The sequence below is a fragment of the Streptomyces sp. NPDC001970 genome (genome assembly GCF_053594115.1).
On the sequence record NZ_JBSFDW010000040.1, the window covers coordinates 72189 to 78301 of the forward strand.

5 protein-coding genes are annotated in these 6113 nt (G+C 73.2%); 3 read left to right on the forward strand and 2 right to left on the reverse strand.

Annotated features, from left to right (window positions below; translation table 11 throughout):
* Positions 1-50 precede the first annotated feature (50 nt).
* Positions 51-797, forward strand: a complete 747-nt coding sequence (locus tag ACWCP0_RS34640; RefSeq protein WP_451082720.1) for an SDR family oxidoreductase — start codon at positions 51-53, stop codon at positions 795-797.
* On the opposite strand, the gene ACWCP0_RS34645 is transcribed toward ACWCP0_RS34640, so the two are convergent.
* The gene (locus ACWCP0_RS34645; protein WP_451082721.1) at positions 784-2034 is read right to left on the reverse strand and encodes an ROK family transcriptional regulator; all 1251 of its coding nucleotides are present in this window, start codon (positions 2032-2034) and stop codon (positions 784-786) included. The genes ACWCP0_RS34640 and ACWCP0_RS34645 overlap by 14 nt on opposite strands.
* A gap of 69 nt (positions 2035-2103) precedes the next feature.
* On the opposite strand from ACWCP0_RS34645, the gene ACWCP0_RS34650 reads away from it, so the two are divergent.
* Together ACWCP0_RS34650 and ACWCP0_RS34655 are read left to right on the forward strand one after the other, a co-directional pair.
* The gene (locus ACWCP0_RS34650; protein ID WP_451082722.1) at positions 2104-3327 is read left to right on the forward strand and encodes an MFS transporter; all 1224 of its coding nucleotides are present in this window, start codon (positions 2104-2106) and stop codon (positions 3325-3327) included.
* 207 nt (positions 3328-3534) lie between these two features.
* Entirely contained in the window at positions 3535-4938 is a 1404-nt protein-coding gene (locus ACWCP0_RS34655) for a uracil-xanthine permease family protein (RefSeq protein ID WP_451082723.1), read from the forward strand.
* On the opposite strand, the gene ACWCP0_RS34660 is transcribed toward ACWCP0_RS34655, so the two are convergent.
* A complete protein-coding gene (locus ACWCP0_RS34660) occupies positions 4917-6038 on the reverse strand; it encodes a glycoside hydrolase family 6 protein (protein ID WP_451082726.1) in 1122 nt (373 codons plus the stop codon). The genes ACWCP0_RS34655 and ACWCP0_RS34660 overlap by 22 nt on opposite strands.
* Positions 6039-6113 lie beyond the last annotated feature (75 nt).

A 6113-nucleotide genomic window follows, 5' to 3' on the forward strand; every position in this document is an offset into this window, starting at 1 on the left:
CCGCCACCCGAGCCTCGGCGCGCCGGTCCCTCGTCTGTCAGGCTGGCCTCATGACCACGATGCTGGTGACCGGCGGCACGGGAACGCTGGGCAGGCACGTCGTCGCCCGCCTCGGCGAGCGCGGCCACGACGTCCGCGTACTGAGCCGGCACTCGGCCGCGTATCCCCTCGATCTGCGCGACGGATCCGGGCTCGACGCGGCGCTGGCCGGTGTGGACGTGGTCGTCCACTGTGCGTCCACGCAGACCGGCGGGGACGAGAAGGCCGCGGGCAATCTCGTCGCGGCGGCGCAGCGGGCGGACGTCGGGCACCTCGTCTACATCTCGATCGTCGGGGTGGATCTCGTGCCGCTCGGCTACTACGCGACGAAGCTCAGGGGCGAGGAGATCATCGAAGGGTCCGGGATCGGCTGGACGGTTCTGCGGACGACCCAGTTCCACGACCTGGTGTTCCGGATCCTGCAGGGGGTGTCGAAGCTGCCGCTGATGCCGGTGGCGTCCGGAGTCCGGATCCAGCCGATCGAGACCGGCGAGGTGGCGGACCGGCTCACGGAGCTGGCCGCGGGTGCACCGGCGGGCCGAGTGGCGGACATGGGCGGGCCCGAGGTGCGTACGCTGCGCGAACTGGCGCAGCTGTATCTGCGGGCGACCGGGCGCCGCCGCGTGCTGGTGCCGCTGTGGGTCCCGGGCCGGACGTTCCGTGCCCTGCAGCAGGGCAGGAACCTGGCTCCGGACCACGCCGTGGGCAGGCGCACCTTCGAGGACTTCCTGCGCGCGTGGTCCCTCACGGCGACGTAGGTTCCCCGTCCGCCGGGCTCGGCGCTCGGCCGCTCTGGCGGACCGTCGTGTAGAGGTCGTCCTGCGCCGCGTCGCGGGCGGTGAGCAGCGCGCCGTGAAGTACGCCCGCGCCCCCCAGTTCACCGGCCCGGACCTCGGTCCTGAGCGGGGACATCGCGTTCAGCCGCCGCTCGACCCGTGCGGCGAGCGCGGCCCCGCCCGCGTGCCCGATCTCGCCGCCGAGTACGACGCACCCCGGATCGAGTACGGCAACGGCCGCGGCGACACCGACCGCGACGCGCTCCGCCAGCGCTTCGAGGAACGCCTCGGCAGGGGCGGCAGCAAGGAGGGGTTCTGAAGCGGGCGCCCCGGAGCGGTCCTCGAGCCCGGCGACCGCCGCGCGCACGGACGACTCGGCGTCCTCGCGCAGCCCGTACCGCTCAGCAAGTCGGGCCACCGCCGCGCCGCCCGCGAGGGAGTGGAAGCCACCGTCGCACCCGTCGGCGGAGGGGAGGGCACCCGTGCCCGGGACCGGCAGGAAGCCGATCTCGCCGGCGCCGCCCGATGCGCCGCGGCGGAGGCGGCCGTCGAGGAAGAGCGCGGCGCCGACGCCCTGGCCGAGCCAGAGGAGGACGAAGGTGTCGCGGTCGCGGGCGGCGCCGAGGCGCTGTTCGGCGACGGCGGCGAGGTTGGTCTCGTTCTCGACGAGCACGGTGGCGGGCAGGCGTTCCTGCAGGTCGGCGACGAGCCTGCGGTGCCAGGCGGGCAGGTTGGTGGAGTCACGGAGCTCGCCCGTCGTGGGGTCGATGAGCCCCGGCGCACCGATGCCCACGCTGTGCAGCCGCGCCACGCCCGCCGTGCGCGCCGTGCGCTCCAGGAGGGCGACGGCCCGCTCGACCGCGGGTTCGGTGCCGGTGTCGGTGCCGATCGGGAGCGTCGCGTCGGCGAGCGTGGCACCGAGCAGGTCGGCGACCACGACCGAGACGCCCTGGGTCCGCACGTCGAGGGCCGCCAGATGCGCACGGTCGGCGACGATGCCGTAGAGCCTGGCGTTGGGGCCTCGGCGCTGTTCACCGGCCTCGCCCACGACCTGCACCAGTCCCGAACCCTGCAGCCGCTCGACGAGGTCGGCGACCGTCGGGCGGGAGAGTCCGGTCAGGGTCTTCAGCTGACCTGCCGTCAACGGGCCCTCGTCCTGCAGCAGTCGCAGGGCGAGCCGGTCGTTGATGGCCCGTGCGGTGCTCGGGGATGCGGGCATGCCGGGAATCCTTCCAGATCCGCGCTGCCATTCTATTTATCAGGCAGGGTTCCTGATAGTTTGCCTCGCATGTCGACCGAAACCGCGTACAGCGCGCAGCGGCTCAGGCGGGCGCGGTATGCCGTGGCCGCCGTCTTCTGTGTGCACGGTGCCGTGACCGGCAGCTTCGCCACCCGTATCCCCTGGATCCAGGACCATGCCGGGGTCAGCGCGGGTCAGCTCGGTCTGGCGCTCGCGTTCCCCGCGATCGGTGCGTCCCTCGCGATGCCGCTCGCCGGGACGGTCAGTCACCGCTTCGGTGCGCGCACCGCGCTGCGCGGGCTGCTCGCGCTGTGGACGCTCGCTCTCGCCCTCCCGGCGCTCGCGCCCGATGTCTACGCCCTCAGCGCCACGTTGTTCGTCTTCGGCGCCACGGCCGGCATGTCCGACGTCGCGATGAACGCTCTCGGCGTCGAGGTGGAGAACCGCCTGGACCGCTCGATCATGTCCGGCCTGCACGGCATGTGGAGCGCCGGCGCCCTCGTCGGTTCGGCGGCCGGCACCCTCGCCGCGCATCTCGGCAGTGACGCCCGGATCCACCACTTCGCCGCCTCCGCCGTGCTCACCGCCCTGGGTCTGCTGGCCTGTCGGGGCGTCCTGGATCTGCGCAGCACGCCGGACGAGGAGCCGCCACCGCGGTTCGCGCTGCCGCCGCGCTCCGCGGTGGTCATCGGCGCCATCGGGTTCTGCGGGGTGTTCGCGGAAGGCGCCAGCCTGGACTGGTCGGCGGTGTATCTGCGGGACGTCCTGGGTACGTCGGCGGGGCTCGCGGCGGCGTCCACCACGGTGTTCGCGCTGACGATGACGGTGGCCCGGCTGCTGGGCGACCGGGTGGTGGACCGCTTCGGCCCGGTGCGTACGGTGCGCGTCGGCGGCGCGCTGGCGACGGCCGGCGGAGTTCTGGTCGTGGTGGCGCCGCACCCGGTGGCCGCTATGGCGGGGTTCGGCTGCATCGGGCTCGGCATCGCCGTCGTCGTACCGCTGGCCTTCGCCGCGGCGGGGCGCACCGGCACGAACGCGAGCCAGTCGATCGCGGGTGTCGCGACGATCACCTACACCTCGGGACTGATCGCGCCGTCCGCGATCGGTGGGATCGCGGATCTGACGTCGCTGGTGGTGTCGTTCGGGCTGGTGACCGTGCTGGCGTTCGGGCTGGTGCTGGGGGCGGGGGTGCTGCGGGGCAGTGCGCGGGGGGCGGATCCCGCCACCTCCGGGGTGGCCGCGAAGGCGGCGGCGCCGGAGATACGCGCCTGACGGCATGCCGCCCGAGCCCGAGCCCGAGATCGGCAGCGGCCTCCTCGCCCTGATTGTGATCATGGTGCAATCGCAGGTGTACGCAGCCGAGATGCCCGCCCGCACAACCCTGCCCGCCTCCCGGTCGCGCAGTTCGCGGATGGAACCGGAACCTGAGGCTCCCCGTACCATTGCGGGGATCCAGGAACCCTCGGAAGTGGAGCCCGCATGAACTTCGGCGTGCGCTGGAGCCTGCACGGCGACGGACGAACGCCCGCCCCCGGAGCCGTCGTCCGCCCCGACGAACGTCTCTCCTGGCCGCGGACCGCCGGCCTCGGCGCCCAGCACGTCGTCGCCATGTTCGGCGCGTCGTTCGTGGCGCCGGTCCTCATGGGCCTGGATCCCAACCTCGCGATCATGATGTCCGGCGTCGCGACCATCATCTTCCTGCTCGCCACACGCGGCCGGATCCCGAGCTATCTCGGCTGCTCGCTCTCCTTCGTCGGTGTCGCCGCGACGATCCGGGCCACCGGCGGCGACAGCGCCACCGTCACCGGCGCGGTCCTCGTCGTCGGCCTGGCGCTCTTCCTCGCGGGCCTCGCCGTGCAGCGCTTCGGTGCGCGGATCATCCACGCGACGATGCCGCCCATCGTGACCGGTGCCGTGGTCATGCTGATCGGCTTCAACCTGGCGCCCGTCACGGCCGCCACCTACTGGCCGCAGGACCAGTGGACCGCGCTGCTCGTGATGCTCTTCACCGGGCTGGCCGTGGTGTGTCTGCGCGGCTTCTGGTCACGTATCGCGATCTTCCTCGGGCTGATCTTCGGCTACGCCGTCTCCTGGGTCTTCGACCGGATCTTCGGCAAGATCCACTCGGCGACGGGCGGTACCGAGGCGGTCGACCACTGGCGCCTCGACCTCTCCGGCGTCGCCGAGGCCGACTGGATCGGTCTGCCGAGCTTCCACGCCCCGAGCTTCGAGTGGTCGGCGATCCTGGTCGCCCTGCCCGTCGTCATCGCCCTGATCGCCGAGAACGCGGGCCACGTCAAGGCCGTCGGCGAGATGACCGGCGACCCGCTGGACGACAAACTCGGCACGGCCATCGCCGCCGACGGCGCCGCGTCGATGCTGTCGACCGCCGTGGGCGGCCCGCCGAACACGACGTACTCCGAGAACATCGGCGTCATGGCCGCCACCCGTGTGTACTCGACGGCCGCCTACTGGGCCGCCGCGGGCTTCGCGCTCCTCTTCGGGCTCTGCCCCAAGTTCGGCGCCGTCGTCGCCGCGATCCCCGGCGGGGTCCTGGGCGGAATCACCGTGATCCTCTACGGGATGATCGGCCTGCTCGGCGCGCAGATCTGGATCAACGCCAAGGTGGATCTGCGCAACCCGCTGAACCTTGTGCCGGCCGCGGCGGGCATCATCATCGGCGTCGGCGGCGTCAGCCTGAAGTTCACCGACACCTTCGAACTCAGCGGGATCGCCCTCGGCACCATCGTCGTCATCACCGGCTACCACTTCCTGCGCGCCTTCGCGCCCGCGCACATGAAGCCGCAGGAGCCGTTGCTGGACGCGGGCACGTCCACGTACGACGAGGAGGGCGGCGGCGGTCAGCCGGTCGCCAAGTCGTAGGCGTAGCCGGGCGTGAAGGTGCCCGCCGTGCCCTTGCAGCCGTCCGACTCCCCCGGCAGCTTGATCCACAGGTAGGCGTCGATCCGGGCCTCGCCGGTCGCGGTCGTCGGCGTCCGCCCGAGCGCCCGGCCCGCCGGGTCGCACCAGTTCCCGGGCTCCGGTGGCCCGTTGCCGTTGCGGCTGGTGTCGATGACCGCGCCGAGGTGCGCCGGGCCGCCGAGGGCGGCGAGCACCTCGTGGGCGTACCGCGCCTCGTCGGCGGTGCGGTGGAAGTTGGACACGTTGGTGAAGATGCCGTCGCCGCTGTCCGCGACGCCCGCGGCGCGCAGTTGGGCGGCCTGTTTCGTCGCGGAGTGCCAGCCGGAGTGGCCGGCGTCGAAGTAGACCTTCGCCTGCGGGTTCGCGGACTTGAGCGTGCGTCCGGCACGGGCGAGCGAGGCGTAGCGCGCGGCCCGTTCGCCGCCGGAGAGGCAGTCGGCAAGGGCTATCGAGTCGGGTTCCAGAATCACGAGGACCGGTCCGCTGCCGAGTCCTTCGGCGAACTCCCGTATCCAGTCGTCGTACGCGGCGAGGTCGGGCGCCCCGCCCTGGGATGCGCCGCCGCAGTCCCGGTCGGGGATCGCGTACGGCACGAGGACCGGAACGCGGCCCGCTGCCGCCGCGCCCGCCGTGACCGAGCGCACCCGGCCGGCGATCTCGCCGGGGTTGTGGGCGGCGAACCAGACCGCGGCCGGCTGGTCTCCGATCCGTGACTCGATCAGCGGTCTGCGCGGGTCGCCGGGATGGTCCCGTACCCAGTCGAGGACCTGCGACTGCGGATGGCGGTACAGCCGGGCGCCGGTGGTCGATGTCTCCTTGCGGGCGGACCGGCCCGGCGCGGACTTCGCGGACGCCTTCGGCGCTGCGGCGGGCGAGGACGGCGGCGCGGCCGTGGTCGTGGAAGAGGAGGGTGACGGGCTGGGGCGGGCCGGCAGCGGAAGGGGCAGCGGTGAACTGCTCGCCTCCGGCCGCGCCGTGTCGTGCGCGTCCTCGCCGCTCGCCGCGGACACCAGTCCGGCGACCGTGCCCACGGCCACGACGGCCGAGGCCGCGACGGCCATGACGCCCTGGCGCGCTGCGCGGCGCCGCTCGGTCCGCTCCGTCCGGCGCTGTGTGCGTACGCCTGACCCGTTCCC

Coding starts and splice junctions, on each gene's coding strand:
- ACWCP0_RS34640 (WP_451082720.1), top strand. CDS start 51: ATGACCACGATGCTGGTGACCGGCGGCACGGGAACGCTGGGCAGGCAC.
- ACWCP0_RS34645 (WP_451082721.1), bottom strand. CDS start 2,034: ATGCCCGCATCCCCGAGCACCGCACGGGCCATCAACGACCGGCTCGCC.
- ACWCP0_RS34650 (WP_451082722.1), top strand. CDS start 2,104: ATGTCGACCGAAACCGCGTACAGCGCGCAGCGGCTCAGGCGGGCGCGG.
- ACWCP0_RS34655 (WP_451082723.1), top strand. CDS start 3,535: ATGAACTTCGGCGTGCGCTGGAGCCTGCACGGCGACGGACGAACGCCC.
- ACWCP0_RS34660 (WP_451082726.1), bottom strand. CDS start 6,038: ATGGCCGTCGCGGCCTCGGCCGTCGTGGCCGTGGGCACGGTCGCCGGA.